At 42.1% G+C, this 15,544-nt stretch carries 15 protein-coding genes and 1 tRNA gene; 8 read left to right on the forward strand and 8 right to left on the reverse strand.

Annotated elements, in window-relative coordinates; translation table 11 throughout:
* Positions 1–27 precede the first annotated feature (27 nt).
* Genes tgt through QOL23_RS02805 form a run of 5 tightly spaced genes read right to left on the reverse strand, consistent with a single transcriptional unit; the run spans position 28 to position 4,367 of the window.
* Complete coding sequence (gene tgt / locus QOL23_RS02785; protein ID WP_283400064.1) at positions 28–1,131, reverse strand: tRNA guanosine(34) transglycosylase Tgt; 1,104 nt, start codon at positions 1,129–1,131, stop codon at positions 28–30.
* 8 nt (positions 1,132–1,139) lie between these two features.
* Positions 1,140–2,177, reverse strand: a complete 1,038-nt coding sequence (locus QOL23_RS02790; RefSeq protein ID WP_283400065.1) for a M24 family metallopeptidase — start codon at positions 2,175–2,177, stop codon at positions 1,140–1,142.
* The gene (gene hslU, locus QOL23_RS02795; RefSeq protein WP_283400066.1) at positions 2,149–3,576 is read right to left on the reverse strand and encodes an ATP-dependent protease ATPase subunit HslU; all 1,428 of its coding nucleotides are present in this window, start codon (positions 3,574–3,576) and stop codon (positions 2,149–2,151) included. The genes QOL23_RS02790 and hslU overlap by 29 nt, the downstream gene beginning before the upstream one ends.
* A 9-nt stretch (positions 3,577–3,585) precedes the next feature.
* Positions 3,586–4,116 carry an ATP-dependent protease subunit HslV gene (hslV, locus tag QOL23_RS02800; RefSeq protein ID WP_283400067.1) on the reverse strand — a complete coding sequence of 177 codons (531 nt, stop codon included), beginning with the start codon at positions 4,114–4,116 and terminating at the stop codon, positions 3,586–3,588.
* Positions 4,116–4,367, reverse strand: a complete 252-nt coding sequence (locus tag QOL23_RS02805; RefSeq protein ID WP_283400068.1) for a hypothetical protein — start codon at positions 4,365–4,367, stop codon at positions 4,116–4,118. Before QOL23_RS02805 ends, hslV begins: the two co-directional genes overlap by 1 nt.
* Before the next feature lie 80 nt (positions 4,368–4,447).
* Between QOL23_RS02805 and mobB the strand changes: the two genes are divergently transcribed.
* The 6 genes from mobB to QOL23_RS02835 all read left to right on the forward strand — a co-directional run bounded on the left by mobB (position 4,448) and on the right by QOL23_RS02835 (position 9,598).
* On the forward strand, positions 4,448–5,110 hold the full coding sequence (gene mobB, locus QOL23_RS02810) for a molybdopterin-guanine dinucleotide biosynthesis protein B (protein WP_283400069.1): 663 nt from the start codon (positions 4,448–4,450) through the stop codon (positions 5,108–5,110).
* Positions 5,107–6,483 carry an FAD-binding oxidoreductase gene (locus tag QOL23_RS02815; RefSeq protein ID WP_283400070.1) on the forward strand — a complete coding sequence of 459 codons (1,377 nt, stop codon included), beginning with the start codon at positions 5,107–5,109 and terminating at the stop codon, positions 6,481–6,483. The genes mobB and QOL23_RS02815 overlap by 4 nt, the downstream gene beginning before the upstream one ends.
* Before the next feature lie 79 nt (positions 6,484–6,562).
* On the forward strand, positions 6,563–7,324 hold the full coding sequence (locus tag QOL23_RS02820) for a motility protein A (protein ID WP_283400071.1): 762 nt from the start codon (positions 6,563–6,565) through the stop codon (positions 7,322–7,324).
* A 3-nt stretch (positions 7,325–7,327) separates the two neighbouring features.
* Positions 7,328–8,029, forward strand: coding sequence for an OmpA/MotB family protein (locus tag QOL23_RS02825; protein ID WP_283400072.1), 702 nt, complete (start codon positions 7,328–7,330; stop codon positions 8,027–8,029).
* A 10-nt stretch (positions 8,030–8,039) separates the two neighbouring features.
* Positions 8,040–8,786, forward strand: coding sequence for an OmpA/MotB family protein (locus tag QOL23_RS02830; RefSeq protein ID WP_283400073.1), 747 nt, complete (start codon positions 8,040–8,042; stop codon positions 8,784–8,786).
* Positions 8,787–8,863: 77 nt separating this feature from the next.
* Complete coding sequence (locus tag QOL23_RS02835) at positions 8,864–9,598, forward strand: TIGR04219 family outer membrane beta-barrel protein (protein ID WP_283400074.1); 735 nt, start codon at positions 8,864–8,866, stop codon at positions 9,596–9,598.
* Between the two features lie 40 nt (positions 9,599–9,638).
* On the opposite strand, the gene QOL23_RS02840 is transcribed toward QOL23_RS02835, so the two are convergent.
* A complete protein-coding gene (locus QOL23_RS02840; protein ID WP_283400075.1) occupies positions 9,639–10,559 on the reverse strand; it encodes a transglutaminase-like domain-containing protein in 921 nt (306 codons plus the stop codon).
* A 10-nt stretch (positions 10,560–10,569) separates the two neighbouring features.
* Positions 10,570–14,046 (reverse strand): molybdopterin-dependent oxidoreductase, encoded by a 3,477-nt coding sequence (locus QOL23_RS02845; protein WP_283400076.1) that lies wholly within the window; start codon positions 14,044–14,046, stop codon positions 10,570–10,572.
* Positions 14,047–14,183: 137 nt separating this feature from the next.
* Between QOL23_RS02845 and QOL23_RS02850 the strand changes: the two genes are divergently transcribed.
* Together QOL23_RS02850 and QOL23_RS02855 are read left to right on the forward strand one after the other, a co-directional pair.
* On the forward strand, positions 14,184–14,360 hold the full coding sequence (locus tag QOL23_RS02850; RefSeq protein WP_283400077.1) for a rubredoxin: 177 nt from the start codon (positions 14,184–14,186) through the stop codon (positions 14,358–14,360).
* Positions 14,357–15,331, forward strand: a complete 975-nt coding sequence (locus QOL23_RS02855) for a glycosyltransferase family 9 protein (protein WP_283400078.1) — start codon at positions 14,357–14,359, stop codon at positions 15,329–15,331. Before QOL23_RS02850 ends, QOL23_RS02855 begins: the two co-directional genes overlap by 4 nt.
* Before the next feature lie 84 nt (positions 15,332–15,415).
* On the opposite strand, the gene QOL23_RS02860 is transcribed toward QOL23_RS02855, so the two are convergent.
* Positions 15,416–15,502 (reverse strand) — tRNA-Leu (locus QOL23_RS02860).
* Positions 15,503–15,544 lie beyond the last annotated feature (42 nt).

The raw sequence follows: 15,544 nt of genomic DNA on the forward strand, positions 1-15,544 counted from the left end.
AATTATCCTTTTTGAAGAAAAGAGAAACTACTGAGAAGAAGAAATCTTTTCCATAAAGGCACGCTTAAACTCTTCAAACGTTCCGCTCTTTATTGATTCCCTTATCTTTTCCATCAATCTGGCGTAAAAGTGAAGGTTATGAATGGTGTTAAGAATAGCAGCGTTTATCTCACCGGAAACGTAAAGATGCCTCAGGTAAGCTCTTGAAAAGTTCCTGCAGGTATAACAATCGCACTCAGGGTCAACGGGTGAAAAGTCGTTTTTATACTTAGCAGCTTTTATGTTTATTTTGCCCTGAGAGGTGAAAAGCGTTCCGTTCCTCGCGTTTCTTGTTGGAATAACGCAGTCAAACATATCAACGCCGCAGGAAACTGCTTCCAAAATGTCTTCAGGTTTTCCAACTCCCATAAGGTAACGGGGCTTATCTTCTGGCAGTTGCGGCGCAACAAGTCTCGTTATCCTATACATATCTTTCTTCGGTTCGCCAACGCTCAAACCGCCTATGGCAAAGCCGTCAAAGTTTAAAGGCGAAAGAAGCTCAACGCACTTTAGCCTCAAATCTTCGTAAACTCCCCCCTGCACTATGGCAAAGATAGCCGTTTTATCGGTAGTTCTCGCCCTCAAGCTCCTCAAAGCCCACCTGACAGTCCTCTCCATAGAATGTTTGGCGTACTCGTAAGTAGCCGGATAAGGCGTGCATTCGTCCAAAACCATTCCTATGTCAACACCTATCTCTTCTTCAAACTTTACGACAAATTCAGGTGAGAAGAAATGCTTTGAACCGTCTATGTGAGAGCGGAACTCTATACCATCTTCCGTTATCTTCATTAACTTTCCTAAACTAAATACCTGAAAACCGCCGCTATCTGTAAGTATGAGACCGTCCCAGTTTACGAATTTATGAAGTCCTCCGGCTTCTCTGAGGATATCCAAACCCGGACGCAGGTAAAGGTGATAAACGTTTGAGAGAACCAGAGAATAACCCATTTCCTTAACGTCGCGCCAGGTTACGCTTTTTACAGCGCCAAGCGTCCCGACAGGCATAAAGCATGGCGTTTCTGTAACGCCGTGAGTTCCTTTCAACAAACCATACCTTGCGCTGCCGTCCTTAGCTAAAACCTTAAACTCCATAAAAGCTCCTACTTTGGAAGTGTAGAAAGAACGAAAGCATCGCTTTCTGTTACAAGGCAGTCATCTTCTATCCTCACACCGCCTAATTCAGGAACATATATTCCCGGTTCAACGGTTACAACCATATTCTTCTTTAGAATTTCCGAAGAACGTTTTGAAAGCGTCGGTGCTTCGTGAACTTCCACTCCTATACCGTGACCGGTTGAATGAACGAAGAGTTCGCCGTAACCTTTAGAAGTTATGTATTCTCTGACTGCTTCATCTACCTTTTTGCAGGGAACGCCTACTCTAAGGCTTTCTATACCAATTCTCTGCGCTTCTTTCACAATGTCGTAAATGTTCTTTAATTCGGAAGGAACGTTACCTACCAAAAACGTCCTCGTTACGTCGGAAACGTAACCGCCTACGCGAACGCCGAAATCTACAACAACCGCTTCACCGTCTTTAATCTCTTTACGAGAGGTTTTCCAGTGGGGAATGGCAGAACCTTTACCTGAAGCTACTATAGTTTCAAAAGCCTCATCCTCACCGCCAAATTTGAAAAACGCCTTTATCAGCTCAGCTCTAAATTCAAGTTCGGTTATGCCGGGTTTTAACAGATGGATAACGTGATTCAGTGTTGTCTCAGCAACAGTTACAGCCCTTGATATAAGCGCCACCTCCTCTTCCGTCTTAACTGCTCTGAATTCTGAAAGGAAATTGCTTTCTATCTTTACAGAAAAACTCTTTTTCAAGGCATTGTAGGTAGAAACCTTTACCTTTTTATCATCTATCAATAGTCTGTCCAATTTTAAATCTTCTAACTTTTCCACAAACTTTTCCCAGCTTTTCCACAAAACTACGTTAACCTGTTTCACTGAACGCTTTGCCTTCTCAAAATACCTGCCATCGGTGAAAAAGAAAATTTCTCCTTCAGCGGTGACAACGCTAATTCCGAAAGAGGATTGAAATTTTGTAAGGTAGAAGTTTTCGGCACTATCAAACGAAACGTAAGCGTCACAATCTCTACTTTTTACTTTACAGGATATACTTTGTAAGGTCTTCATCCTCTATTATCCCTTCCAACTTGCTCCTTACGTAGTCCCTATCTATAACCACTTTCTGTCCTTTCATACTTGGCGCATTGAAGGACAGGTCTTCTAATAGCCTTTCCATAACGGTGTGTAGTCTTCTCGCACCTATGTTCTCTGCCTTCGTGTTGGCTTCTTCGGCAATTCTCGCAATTTCTTCAATCCCATCTTCCGTAAACTCTATCTCAACGCCTTCCGTTTCCAAAAGGGCTTTATACTGCTTCGTAAGAGCATTCTTAGGCTCTGTAAGAATTCTTACAAAATCCTCTTTGGTGAGAGGCTTAAGCTCAACTCTTATGGGAAATCTACCCTGAAGTTCGGGTAGAAGGTCTGAAGGTTTCGCTATATGGAAAGCACCGGCAGCTATGAAGAGAATGTGGTCTGTCCTTACAAGTCCGTATTTTGTAGAAACCTTGCTGCCTTCAACGATAGGAAGTAAGTCCCTCTGAACGCCCTCCCTTGAAACGTCTGGACCTCTACCGCCGCTTTTTGCAGCTACCTTGTCTATCTCATCTATGAAAACGATTCCCTGATTCTCAACTCTGTTTATCGCTTCTCTTATCACCTCATCCATATCTATAAGTTTCTGAGCTTCTTCCTGTGTTAGATAGCGAAGCGCTTCTTTTACTTTCATTTTTCTCATCTTCTTGGGCTTTGGCAGAATAGAAGAAAGCATGTCCTGAATGTTAGAAAGGTCACCTCCAACGCCTATAACGTTTATACCTGGCGTTTCAACAGTAACGGCTATCTCAACTATTTCATCATCAAGTTTTCCTTCTTTTAAAAGCTTCTTTATTCTGTTTCTCTCGTCCTGAAGGCGGGATTTCATCTTCTCATCGGTCTGCTGCGGCTTTTGAGGCGAAAGGAATACGTCAAACAGGCTCTGTAGAGACTGCTGGGCAGTCGCAGGCTCTGGAACCATTATCTCGGCGAGTCTATCGTAGGCAAGCTCTCTCGCCCTCTCCTCTACTTCAGCCATCTTTTCTTCTTTAACCATATTGACAGCTATCTCTACAAGGTCACGAATGATGGATTCAACATCTCTACCTACGTAACCGACTTCTGTAAACTTTGTAGCCTCAACCTTTATAAACGGCGCCTTTACTAACTTGGCAAGTCTCCTTGCAATTTCGGTCTTACCAACGCCTGTAGGTCCTATCATTATGATGTTTTTCGGTGCAACCTCTTCCCTCATCTCTGGCGGCAACTTCTGACGGCGCCACCTGTTTCTTAACGCTATAGCAACAGCTTTTTTGGCTTCTTTCTGACCGACTATGTATTTATCAAGCTCATTAACTATCTCCGCCGGCGTCATGAAAGATTCTTCCTTCTTTTCCTCGGCGCTCTCCTTGCCGCCAAAAAACTTTTCAAACATCTTTCCTCCTTAAAGTTCTTCAATGACAATGTTCGTATTGGTGTAGATGCAGATTTTGCCGGCGATGTGGAGGGATTTTTCAACGATTTCTCTCGCAGAAAGGTCTGTATTTTCGTAAAGGGCTGTCGCCGCCGCCTGAGCGTAAGCACCCCCGGAACCGATAGCCATAACAGGAATATCAGGCTCTATAACGTCACCGTTTCCCGAGATAAGCAAAATTTTCGTAGTATCAGCAACCAAAAGCATCGCCTCTAAACGCCTCAAAACTCTGTCAGTTCTCCAATCCTTTGCAAGCTCAACAGCAGATTTCAAAAGGTTACCGCTGTAAGTTTGAAGCTTATCCTCAAACCTCTCAAGGAGGGCAAAAGCATCAGCAACAGAACCGGCAAACCCAGCTAAAACTCTACCACCGTATATCTTTCTAACTTTCCTTGCGCCGTTCTTAAAAACCGTATTACCTAAAGTAACCTGACCGTCTCCAGCCATCGCAACTTTGCCATTTCTCAACGCAGCGCATATCGTAGTAGCGTGAAAATCCATCACCCCTCCACAATAAACATCTGTCTACGAAGTCTACCACCAACAAACTGACCCAAAACTGCAACTGCTATCAAAACCGGTGCAAACTTCCACGGTATTCCAAGTCCTATCCTCATAGCTATAATGAACGGTATAGGTATATGAACGTATAGAAACCACTGCTTAGAGAACTTCTCCACACCTTCTCTCAACCAGCCAAAAGGAAGGTTTAAAATAAACGTCATAACAATAACGAAAACTATTTTTTCCATTTTAAGCCTCCCGAGTGGAAGAATCTAACGTTGCAGAATAATTTAATGGAAATCATTCCTAAATGCAAAAGGAGGAAACCTTGACTCCTGTAGTTGCCTTTGTAGGATATCACAACTCCGGAAAAACCAGCTTCGCCTCAAAAGTGGTAAGAATACTGAAAGAGAAAGGCTATAAAGTAGCTGTCGTCAAATCAACGAAGCATTCAGGTCTTATAAAAGACACAGAAGGTAAAGATACGTTTATTTATAAACAATCAGGCGCAGATGCCGTAGCTCTCGTAATGCCAGACGAAATCGTCCTTTTTAGCAAAGAGCAGCTCCCTTTAACTGAGCTGGTATTCCACTACTTTCCCCACTTTGACATTGTAATATGTGAAGGCTTCAAAAACTCCTCCGTTCCAAAAATAGAAGTAATAAGAAAAGAACTAAACAAAAATCCCCTCCACAACCAGCTAAAAAACGTAATAGCCGTAGCCTCCGACTTTGAAATCCCTGATATTAAAAACTTCTCAATAGAAAAACCGGAAGAAGTAGCCGAATTCTTAGAAAAAAGCTTCATTAAAAAGAGAAACGACGATTTTCCGCACGAAGTAACACTCTTAGTAAACGGGAAAGAGATTCCGATGAAACACTACGTAAAGAAAAGCCTTATGGGAGTAATAGAAGGATTCATCAGCGCGCTAAAAGGCGTTGAAAAACCGGAAACCATAGAAATAAGAATCAGCAAATCGGAGGAAAAATGAACGTTGAAAAAGTTGAAAAATACTTAAAGGAAGCAATAGGAAAGGAAAGAGTAAAATCTTCCATTGATTTTCGCGCTGCCTACGCCTACGACGGCACACCAACAGGCTACAAAGCCATTCCAGACTTAGTAGTGTTTCCGGAAAATGAAGAACACGTATCAAAAATCCTCTCCATCGCTAACGAAGAAAAAATCCCTATCTACCCCCGCGGCGCCGGCTCCGGTCTTACAGGCGGTTCAGCCCCCATAAACGGCGGCATAGTAGTATCAACTGAAAAGATGAACAGAATATTGGAAATAGATGAAGACAACTTAGCCGTCCTCACAGAACCGGGCGTCGTAACCTACGACCTCCAAAAAGAGGTTGAAAAGAAAGGACTCTTCTACCCGCCAGACCCTTCAAGTTATAAGTATTCAACAATCGGCGGTAACATTGCCGAAAACGCAGGTGGACCCCGGTGCGTCAAATACGGCGTAACGAAAGATTACGTCATGCAACTTGAAGTTGTCTTTGCCGACGGCACGATTGCAAAAGTAGGTTCAAAAGCCGTTAAGTCCGTCGCAGGATACAACTTAAAAGACCTGATAGTCGGCTCAGAAGGAACGCTTGCCTTCATCACAAAAGCCTACCTCAAACTCATTCCAAAGCCGGAAGCCGTAAGAACAGCAATGGCAATCTTCCCCAAAATAGAACAGGCAGCACAGGCAGTAGCCAACATGTTCAAAGCAAAAGTCATCCCAACAGCCTGCGAACTCTTAGATAAAAACTCCATCGTTGCAGTTGAAAACTACGCCAAAATCGGACTTCCCTCCTATGCAGAAGGGCTATTAATCGTTGAAGTTGACGGCTACGCCTCAATCGTTGACGAACTGATAGAAAGAGCCATGGAAGTCTGCAGAAAGGCAGGTGCAGAAGAAATCAAAATCGCAAAAACGGAAGAAGAAAGAGAACACATCTGGCACGCAAGACGCTCTCTTTCACCTGCAATCGTTAACTTGAAACCGAAAAAAATCAACGAAGACGTTGTCGTCCCAAGAAGCAGAATTCCGGACCTCATAAAAGGCGTTTACGAAATAGCTAAAAAGTACGACCTCATGGTAGTAAACTTCGGACACGCCGGCGACGGCAACATACACGTAAACTTCATGTACGAACCTCACGAAGAAGAAAAGGTAGAAAGAGCGGTAAGAGAAGTATTCCGTCTCACCCTAAACCTTGAAGGCTCCGTCTCCGGCGAACACGGCATCGGCTGGATGAAAAAAGAGTTTCTACCCTGGGAAGTAGGTGAAGCCCTGGAAAAGATGAAAGCTATTAAGAAAGCCCTTGACCCCAACAACATACTCAACCCGGGAAAAATATTTGATTTATCATAGAGGTAAAAAGAACTAAAAAGCTGCCGATAAGTATAATTAATCGGGCAGTTTTGCTATCTCGCGTTTTGGGAGAGGGTAAATGGACATAGCTACCCTTATAGGTATAGGCGGTGCGTTACTTCTCATAATTATCTCAATTGTCATAGGCGGAAGTCCCGGCGCTTTCATCAACATTCCCTCTCTCCTCATTACGGTCGGCGGTGGTATAACTGCTGGAATGGCCGGCTTTCCATTGGGAGAGTTCATCGGTGGCTTAAAGGCAATGCTGAAAGCGATTCAACCTGGCATGCCTGACCCTTTAGAAACCGTTGATTTTCTGTCCGAAATAGCGAAAAAAGCAAGGAAAGAGGGGATTTTAGCTCTTGAAGCCGATATTGATTCTTTCTACGCAAGAGACCCCTTCTTCGGCGACGTCATGAGAATGCTCATAGATGGTCTTGAAATAGAAGAAATACGCAGTACCGCAGAAAGCTCCATGGCACAGATAGACCAAAAACTATCAACGGAAGTCTCTGTATGGGAAGCTTTAGGTGACCTGTTTCCAGCGTTCGGTATGATAGGAACGCTAATAGGTTTGATTCAGATGCTTCAAAACCTGTCAGACCCATCAGCACTTGGTCCCGGCATGGCAGTAGCTATGATTACAACCCTTTACGGTGCTATATTAGCCAATACGCTCTGTATTCCGATATCCAAGAAACTCAAATACTACAAAGACTTACGTCTTCTTTACCTTGAAGCCTACATACTTACTGCAGAAGCAATAGAAAAAGGTTTAAACCCAAATATACTCAAGCAAAAACTTGCTGGACTCTTAGGAGTGGAAGTGAAAGAGGGTTAATGAATGGCAAGGAAGAAAAAGGAGGAGTGCAAAGCTCCTCCAGCGTGGCTCACCAGCTTTGGCGACCTCATGTCTCTGCTCTTAACGTTCTTCATTCTCCTTTATTCCATGTCAACAATATCCCTTGAAAAGTTCTACCAGGCTCTAAAAGGAATAATACAGGCATTCGGGGGGCATTACGTCATTTACGAAAACAGAGTCGTCAGCGGAAAAAACGTTCCAATAGAATTCCCCAATATGTACCCCAAGATACCATCAAGAAGACAGATAGAAAGCAAACTTCAGGAAATAAGGAGTATGCTTCAAAAAGCGGGTATAAAAACAGAAATAGCAAAGTTCGGAACAAGTATAAGGCTAAGGATAAACACAGACAAAATATTTCCGCCCGGAAGTGACAGACCCTACCCTCAGGCAATTCCTCTAATCATGGAACTCTGTAAAAAGCTGAAGGAGTTAGACTTACCGATAACCATTGAAGGACACACAGACAGCACTCCAATACATACAAAACGATTCCCTTCAAACTGGGAACTATCTGCCGCAAGAGCAACAACTGTTCTAAGGTTATTCATGCAATGCGGCTATGACCCTAATAAACTATCAGCAGCAGGATGTGGACAATACAGACCTATTGCCCCAAATACAACTCCTGAAGGCAGAGCAAAAAACAGACGGATAGAGATAGTAATACACTTACCTATGTAACGGTGAAAAAATGGCAAGGAAAAAGAAGGAAGAATGTAAATCAGTCCCGGCGTGGCTCACCAGCTTCAGCGACCTTATGTCACTTCTTTTAACGTTTTTCATTCTCCTTTACTCTATGAGTACACTTGATATAACGAAAGCTATGAAATTCCTGTCCTACTTCCAGGGTGAAAAAGCAAAAACCTTTGAAAAAATATCCATAGTTAAACCAATCCGTATATACACAACCGATGTAGCCAAAAAGATTAAAAAGATAATTCAAAGAATCCTTCCCGTTTACGGTTACCAGATAGTAGTTACAGAAGACTACGTAATGGTAAGACTATTCAACAAAATACTATTTAAGAAAAACTCCTTTCAACTTACACCGGAAGCAAAAAAGGCATTAGACGAGATAGCAAAAATAATCAAATCGCTTCCCGATTGTCAGATAAAAGTTGTAGGACATACAAGCGAAAACGAACCTACAAAAATCCTCCCCGGCATCCAAGATAGCTGGGACCTCTCAATAAGAAGGGCTACAACAGTAGCAAGGTACTTAGCGTCAAAAGGCGTTCCTCCTAATAGGATAGAAGCTGTAGGTTACGACTACACAAGACCTCTATATACATGGAAAAATCCCCTCCTCCAAGCCCGCAACCGCAGAGTTGAAATATACATCTACGTTGCCCAACCGCGAAAGGAGAAAAAGGTAGAAGTTAAGAGAAAAGAAAAACTCCCGACAAAAGAAAAAGAAAAAGAAAGCAAAACTAAATAAATTAAATTTTGATTTTAAAAGGATATTTTGATAAATTTCTTCTTAAGAACTGTTTCAAACCATCTCAGGAGGGAGGCATGAAAAAATCACTAATTATCCTTTCTATTCTCAGTCTTATCCCCCTTACAGCAAAAGCAGAAGGAATTAAAGTATCTACATCCGTAGGAGTACAACAGGAACTCTTCAGAGGTTGGGTACAGTATAAAGGAACAAAAATAGACGTTAAAGACGACCTGCAAATAAAAGACAAGAACAAATTCACCGGATGCATAGATTTCAAAATACCAGGAAAACTTCCAAACGTGAGAATAGAATACTTAAACGTCAAAAGCTCAGGTACAGGAACAATCTCAAAATCCATTACATTTGGCGGCGTAACTTTCAACGTTAGCGATACAATTAATACCAGATTTAAAGCAGACCAGATAGACGCAACTTTCTACTACACACCTCTAAAAGGAACTCTGCAAGCAAACGTAGGTGCAGGAGTTAAATATCTGACAGGCTACGTTGATATCAAAAGTCTTAAAACAGGAACTTATTCCGATACAAATTTTGATATCCCCGTACCTTACGTGTTTGCAGAAACAACTATAAAACAGAACCTATTCTTCGGCTCCTTTTCAATTAAAGGAGTTGCATATTCCGGCAATTACTTTTACGACTGGAACCTAAAAAGCGGAGTAAGTTACAAAAACTTTTTCGCCGACTTGGGTTATAGATATCAAAAACTGCATATAGACGATATAGAAGACTTCTCAAGCGATTTAAAAATAAAAGGAATTTACGGAGAGATAGGAATAAGATTCTAAATAAAAATGGAAGCTGGCAGAAAGGTTTTCTGCCAGCTAATTAACGAATAATTTTAACGAAGTAGTAAGTTTGAACACCATTAGAAGGTTTAAGGTCTACTTCTTCATAAGCTTTATACGTAAAGTTTAACCTACTGCCGTGCTGTGCAGGAGCAAGTAAAATGTCACGACCGATAGTAATTCCTACCCTGTTATCCTTCAAGTGACCAAAGTAATACTTCCTTAACGAAGGATGTTTGGCAGCTTCAGAAGCATCTATTCCATAAACAAAACCATCAGGATAAGCTAAAACCCAGCAGTGATAACCTTTAACTTCACCGCTTCCATTTACAGGTAAGCCTATCTGAAACCTGGCAGGAATTCCTGCTGCTCTACAAAGGGCGATAAATAGAGAATGAAAATCGGTGCAGTTACCCCTTTTCGCATCGCAAGCCCATATCGCATCACCTCTTCCCCAGCCTTTTCCGGATTTATCATACTTCATATGAGAAACCACGTAGTTGTATATCGCTTTCAATTTTTCAACGTCAGTCTTTTTACCGGCAGTTATCCTTTCTGCAAGAACTTTAAACTTATCAACAGGAACCAACCTGTCCGGAAGTAGATACCTCAAAGGCGGTTTGGAAGTCAATTTTTCAGGTTTTACTTCCTCTCTCTCTACGAGCAATTTAACGGTAATCCTTGTAGGTTCTTTTAGAGGTCCTTCATGCCTTATATAGATAAACCTATCGCCGTATTCCGACTCTTTGAGAAGCTGAAAAGAGTATGGGGAAACAACTTCCATCCTTTCTATCTTTTGCCACCTGTTCTCGTAAGGCACAGGAATCCAGACTTCCACCAATTTGGCTTTCGGTTGAGGCTTTAAATCAACAACTTCTTTCAACTCATAAAGCGCCGCGTTAGCGTTTTGAGTTAGCAAAACTAAAGCTCCAATTAGCGCGCTGAAAAATCCTCTCATCATCATTCGCCTCCTAAACTTTCTCAATCTTAACTCTTGTGCTGCTGAAGTCGGGAATACCGCTGAACGTTTCAAGAAGCGGCAGGTTGTAGAACTCAGAATCAAGGTAGGTTAAAGCATTTACGGGAATTCCTACTTTTCTTCTTTCATCTGGAACTATCCAGCCATCCTCTCCAACTACCTTGTTACCCCCTAAAAGAACCTCCCTTCCGTTTTCAACAAAAAAGGCAGATGCACCGTGCTGCCAGTGCCCAAAGTGGTGGGAATAGGCTACAACTCCAGGTCTCACAAGTTCCGTAACTTTAACGGTGGTTATAAACCCCTTTCTATTTGAAGATGAAGTTACCCTTACCCTATCACCATCTCTGAGGTTGAGAGCAGCGGCGTCGGTGGGGTGGATTTTTAAGGAAAAGTCAGGCTCATAGACAAGTGCCTGTCTGTAACAGATAGTTCTTGATTGAGTGTGAAGGGCAGATTTGTAAGAGATAAGGTTAAATCGGAACTCGCTCTGAGGTTTATCAACACGATTACCACGGTAGTCTGTAGCCCTTACGTATTTAAGAGTTCCCCACAATTTCTTTCCCGTTAGAGAATCGGTTGAAGTCCCCAGCTTCTCGTTCCACACACATATCTCTTTAACCTTAGACTCAAAATTACCGTTCTCATCAAACAAAACCCTGTCAGATTTAAAAACGCCTCCTTTCAAAAGGACGGTGCATACTTTTCGCCATTCCTTTCCACTTAAAACGTCCTTGTGCTTGGCAACGGGATAATTCTTTTCCACTTCTTCTAACTCTTTTTCTGAAGCATCTTCTACGCCGGCATTAAAGGCAAGATTAGCTATACCTCTCAAGTAATAATCCTCGGCTTTTTTAAGAGGGTAGAACTTACCGTTCTTACCCGGAATGGCGTTATCACCGTATCCCGGCAGGTTCAAATAACGAGACACATCTATAATAAACGTTTCCATAGAGTAAGGATTCCCCTCTTTCGTCTTCCCCACTAACGGTTCAACTGCTGGCGTTCTTACGGCAGTGAAATAACCACCAGGTGCGTGCGGCGTCAAAAATCCGTAGTGTCCTTCAAGATAAGTAACATCAGGAACTATGTAATCTGCATAAATGTTCGTTTCATTTATTGTGGTATCAATAGAAATAAACAGAGGAACCTTATCTTGGTTTTTCAGTGTTTCAATAAAGCGCATCCCTCCCGGCATGCTGTAAATAAAATCCGAAAAATAAGCAATCAGAACTTTTATGGGGTAGGGATACTGCTGGTCTATCCCGGAAATAGCTGCCACAGAAAGTCCACCTTTGGTAAACGGAAACCACGGAAGTTTTGAAGGATAACCGTGTTTTTTAAACTCAGAAGTCTTCTCGTAAGCAAACTTCTCCCTTGAAATCTTAACGCCTTTAGGCTTCAGCTTCCCGTTAAAATCTTTAAGGTCGTAAAGTCCTCTCTGCCAGTTAGCAGCCCCTTTTCCTTTTCCTAAATACCCTCCCTTTCTGCAAACGTTACCCACTAATGCGTTAAGCATAGCTATGGCGTAACTTGCGTAAGTTCCACCAACATAGTTACCGCCTCCGTGATAGGCAAACGCCACTGAATAAGGTGCATACTCCCAGAACTCTTTTGCAACTTCCTTTATAACGCTTTCCGGTATTCCCGATTCATCTGCATAGAAAGAAAGTTGATACTCAAAAACGCTGTCCTTCATAAGCCTAAACGCAGTCTTAACCTTAAAACCGTTAACTTCACCTTCCCACTCAAGCTCTCCTTTTTCTGCAGATGCATAAGGAACAACTTTCCCCTTTACACTATCGTAAACAGCAGGCTTACCATTAATTCTCAGAAATTCACCTATTCTTTCTCCTTCAGCTATAACGAGATGCGTAGCGTTAGTGTAAACGTTCCTTCCATACTCTTTAGCAACTTTTAAAGAAGGAATAGAAAGAAATTCTCTATCAAACCAGCCATTCTCAAGCATTACTCTTATCATTCCCATAGCCAAAGCGCCGTCTTTAGTAGGCTTAATAGGAAGCCACCTGTGAGCGTGAGCAACTGCTTTAGGCGCTCTCGGGTCAACGATAACGACCTTAAGCTCTCCCGCATTCACCCGCCGTGCTATTATCCCACCAGACGTGTTTACACCCGGCTGCTGAGCTGAGTAAAGGTTTGAACCAAATATCAACATATATTTTGAGTTCCAGTAATCAGCTTTAAACTCCACTTCCTTACCGTCAGAAAAGGCGTAGTTGCCCATTCTAAAGCCGATACCGCATATATCCGTATGAGATATGTAATTTACAGTTCCAACCGAGTTGTAAAGCCACCTTTTTATAAAATGACTTCTCCCCGCCTGTGAACGACCGATAAACCATACCAATTGGTTTCTTACTGTTCCTAATTCAGGTGCGCTCTCATTTATAAGCTCGTCAGATAGAACGTCTTTTATCCCCGGATAGTATCGGTTATCACCAATCTCTTTAAACAGGTATCCTCCCTCACTTACCTCTTTTATCAACTGTTCCCAACTTATCGGTTTAAACTTCCCTTCGCCGCGTTTACCTATCCTTTTAAGCGGCTGAGTTATCCTGTAAGGGTTATATAGATAATCGTTATCCATCTGCGGCTTGGCACAGGTTGAAGCAGAATAGTTAAAACTCTTCCTAACAGGCGTTTCATAAGGAATTTCCCTTCCACAACGATTGTAAGGATGGTATGGATTACCATCTACTCTTCTGAGTTTACCCTTATCTACCGTTACTCTTAAACCGCATCTTGCATTGCAGGCAAGACAAACGGTATTAACAACTCTTCCACTATCTTTTTTTGTTTCTGGCATACCGTAAACGTTCTCTTTAACAGGAAGAGAAACGCTAACAGAATGGAAGAAAGAAAGCTTTCTACGAAGCTCAGGGGAAGATTCTAAAAGTTCCTTTAAAGCTCCTTCCGGTTTCAACAGGTTTCCAAATACTAAAGCACCAGACGGACAAACGGCAGCACACCTTGGAACGTCACCTTTTTTAATAACCCTTTCAGCGCACAGGTCACACTTTTTTGCCTTTCCGTTCACTAAAGTTATTGCACCGTAAGGACAAGCTATAGCACAATTACCGCAACCAACGCAGAGATTTTCATCTATTGATACAACACCACCTTTTTCCACCCTAATTGCACCGTAACTGCAGGCAGAAACGCAGAAGTGCTCCCTACAATGCTTGCAGGCATTTTCTCTGTTAAACTCAAGTCTCGGAAATGTATCTTTGATTTCCGCATCTCTGATGAAGAAGAGATTGACTTCAGGAGTTTCGTTCAATTCGTGTTCCAGCTGACAGGCAGCCATACAGGCTTTACAGCCTATACATCTATTTTTATCGTAAATCAAAACAGGATAAAACTTCTCAGTTTCTTTACCCTTAGCTATCTTAATTGGCGACAGAAGGAGAACGGAAAATCCAGCAACCTTCAAAAAATCCCGCCTTCTCAATTCAAACCTCCTTATTTTAGTATGACGCTTACATTCTACTTATCTATTTTCCAGATAGAAAAAATCAATTTTAAAACACTTCATTATAGAGGGCTTTTTTCGGTAAGATTTAAGAAATACAAATGAAGAGGTCAGCTATGGAGATAACTCACAAGCTCTGGAAATGCACTGTTTGTGGATACGTTTATAACGTTGACGAAGGAGATGAAGAAAATATGATTCCCCCCGGAACGCCCTTTGAAGCGCTGCCTGTTGACTGGGTATGTCCAATATGTGGAGCAACAAAGGATAAATTTGAGCCGGTTGACGAATGAAGATTTTAATAATTAGGTTCTCATCGTTAGGTGATGTAATACTTACTTCCTCTGTATTCTCACCTCTAAAAGAAGTCGGTATTGAGGTTGATTTACTTACGCTGAAACCGTGGGGAGAAATCTTTAAAAACGATAATAGGCTATCAAGAGTCATAGAAGTCGGAAAAGAAGAAGTTAAAACTCTTAAAGGTTTAAAAAGGTTAGCTGAAAAATTAAACAAAAATCAGTATGACTACATATTTGACCTTCACAACACCTTGAGAAGCAGAGCGCTATCTTTTTATCTAAAAGCCAAAGTTTTCCGATATAAAAAATCCTCCCTCCTGCGTCGCCTCATGCTCGTATTCAAACCTTTCAAATCAAAATGGTTATTCGTTCCTGAGCTTTACGCAAAACCCTTCAGAAAAATCGGTATAGAGATAAAAAATCCCCGCCCCTACATCCTCCTATCCCGGCAGGAAATATCAAAAATTTCCCATTTAATCCCTCCAAAACCCTTCATAGCCATTGCACCTGGAGCAAAGTGGGAAGGGAAAAGATATCCTGTAAAAAATTTCATAGAAATCAGCAAGCTCTTAAATAAAAAAGGATTCAACGTAGCCGTAATCGGCGGCAAAGAAGACTACCCGTTAGGTAAGGAAATCTCTGAAAACAGCACTGCTGTCAACTTGTGCGGAAAACTAACCTTAAGAGAAAGCCTCACCGTTATCTCACAGGCAAAAGGTGTAATATCAAACGATTCAGCCGTAGTTCACATGGCAAGAGCAGTCAAAACGCCTGTAGCAGTAATCTTCGGTCCCACCCACCCCGCTTTCGGATTCGCACCAGCTCCAGACGAAGGAATCGTAATAACGAAAAACCTTCCCTGTTCCCCCTGTTCCCTTCACGGCAAAACAAAGTGCAAAGAAAGAAAGTGCTTTGACATAAACCCCAAAAAAGTAGTAGAAAATTTCTTGAAAATTTCAGAATAATCAAGCGCAAAACTGCACCCAAAAATTCCAAAAGATTCCAAATGGGAAATTTTGAGGAAATCATTGGGAGAGAAGGGAAGACGTTGGTGCCCGGGGCGGGAATCGAACCCGCACGGGCTTGCGCCCAAGGGATTTTGAGTCCCTCGCGTCTGCCAGTTCCGCCACCCGGGCATTTGGTTAAACTATAATATAGTCTCTAAAAGCAAAACTACA

The organism is Desulfurobacterium pacificum (assembly GCF_900182835.1).
Taxonomy (GTDB): Bacteria; Aquificota; Aquificia; order Desulfurobacteriales; family Desulfurobacteriaceae; genus Desulfurobacterium_B; species Desulfurobacterium_B pacificum.

What these genes read in the sequence shown, in the direction of transcription:
- tgt (WP_283400064.1), bottom strand. Translation starts at nt 1,131, where the DNA reads ATGGAGTTTAAGGTTTTAGCTAAGGACGGCAGCGCAAGGTATGGTTTG.
- QOL23_RS02790 (WP_283400065.1), bottom strand. Translation starts at nt 2,177, where the DNA reads ATGAAGACCTTACAAAGTATATCCTGTAAAGTAAAAAGTAGAGATTGT.
- hslU (WP_283400066.1), bottom strand. Translation starts at nt 3,576, where the DNA reads ATGTTTGAAAAGTTTTTTGGCGGCAAGGAGAGCGCCGAGGAAAAGAAG.
- hslV (WP_283400067.1), bottom strand. Translation starts at nt 4,116, where the DNA reads ATGGATTTTCACGCTACTACGATATGCGCTGCGTTGAGAAATGGCAAA.
- QOL23_RS02805 (WP_283400068.1), bottom strand. Translation starts at nt 4,367, where the DNA reads ATGGAAAAAATAGTTTTCGTTATTGTTATGACGTTTATTTTAAACCTT.
- QOL23_RS02815 (WP_283400070.1), top strand. Translation starts at nt 5,107, where the DNA reads ATGAACGTTGAAAAAGTTGAAAAATACTTAAAGGAAGCAATAGGAAAG.
- QOL23_RS02820 (WP_283400071.1), top strand. Translation starts at nt 6,563, where the DNA reads ATGGACATAGCTACCCTTATAGGTATAGGCGGTGCGTTACTTCTCATA.
- QOL23_RS02825 (WP_283400072.1), top strand. Translation starts at nt 7,328, where the DNA reads ATGGCAAGGAAGAAAAAGGAGGAGTGCAAAGCTCCTCCAGCGTGGCTC.
- QOL23_RS02830 (WP_283400073.1), top strand. Translation starts at nt 8,040, where the DNA reads ATGGCAAGGAAAAAGAAGGAAGAATGTAAATCAGTCCCGGCGTGGCTC.
- QOL23_RS02835 (WP_283400074.1), top strand. Translation starts at nt 8,864, where the DNA reads ATGAAAAAATCACTAATTATCCTTTCTATTCTCAGTCTTATCCCCCTT.
- QOL23_RS02840 (WP_283400075.1), bottom strand. Translation starts at nt 10,559, where the DNA reads ATGATGAGAGGATTTTTCAGCGCGCTAATTGGAGCTTTAGTTTTGCTA.
- QOL23_RS02850 (WP_283400077.1), top strand. Translation starts at nt 14,184, where the DNA reads ATGGAGATAACTCACAAGCTCTGGAAATGCACTGTTTGTGGATACGTT.
- QOL23_RS02855 (WP_283400078.1), top strand. Translation starts at nt 14,357, where the DNA reads ATGAAGATTTTAATAATTAGGTTCTCATCGTTAGGTGATGTAATACTT.